Origin of the sequence: Alcanivorax sp. HI0007, from assembly GCF_001635525.1 — a bacterium.
Classification (GTDB): domain Bacteria; phylum Pseudomonadota; class Gammaproteobacteria; order Pseudomonadales; family Alcanivoracaceae; genus Alcanivorax.
The window spans coordinates 1-220 of sequence record NZ_LWEJ01000056.1; the positions used below are offsets into that span (position 1 = coordinate 1).

The 220-nt window shown below is 57.7% G+C and carries 1 protein-coding gene; it reads left to right on the forward strand.

Features of this window, described 5'->3' with window-relative positions; genetic code table 11:
• Nucleotides 1-220, forward strand: a 220-nt coding sequence (locus A3714_RS03050; protein ID WP_156493819.1) for a DUF899 family protein, incomplete at both ends; no start/stop codon positions are given.

A 220-nucleotide genomic window follows, 5' to 3' on the forward strand; every position in this document is an offset into this window, starting at 1 on the left:
GTGAGGTGGGTCTGGTGGATCTGTTTGAGGGACGCCGGCAACTGATTGTCTATTGCGCAATGCTTGAGCCCGGCGCCACCCCCTTTGAGGGTTGCTCAATGGTGATGGACAACATTGGCCACAATCTTGCCCACGTCAACGCCAGGGATACGACGTTCGTGTTCACCTCCCCGGCACCGCAACACGAGATCCTGGCACTGCAAAAGCGTATGCACTGGCA